The sequence below is a fragment of the Marinomonas gallaica genome, assembly GCF_001639745.1.
Classification (GTDB): Bacteria; Pseudomonadota; Gammaproteobacteria; order Pseudomonadales; family Marinomonadaceae; genus Marinomonas; species Marinomonas gallaica.
The window spans coordinates 1-266 of record NZ_LTAX01000084.1; the positions used below are offsets into that span (position 1 = coordinate 1).

Genomic DNA, 266 nt, shown 5'->3' on the forward strand with positions numbered 1-266 from the left:
ATAGCCTGAGCGGTATTATTTGTCAGTCGAACGATCAGAAACTCGTTCACCGATACCTCCGAAGCGACGGCTAATGACCGTCGCAGTTTGTTTATCACTACTAAATAGCAAGCTGCGAACTCTCACTCGAGACTCCCCAACCAATAATTCAACATCCAGTTCAAAATAGGCACTGGTCACCGCCAAGTAACCTTTACCCTCTTTGCGAACCTCATCGGTTACGTTGGCAAACTCTTTTTCGTTTAAAAAATCATCTACGCTTTCCC

General features: G+C 45.1%; 1 protein-coding gene. It reads right to left on the bottom strand.

Going from position 1 to position 266, the window contains the following annotated elements:
* Window positions 1-15: 15 nt before the first annotated feature.
* Window positions 16-266 (bottom strand): type II secretion system protein GspK (locus tag AYW76_RS18730; RefSeq protein WP_197467859.1); only part of this gene is annotated, 251 nt, incomplete at its 5' end.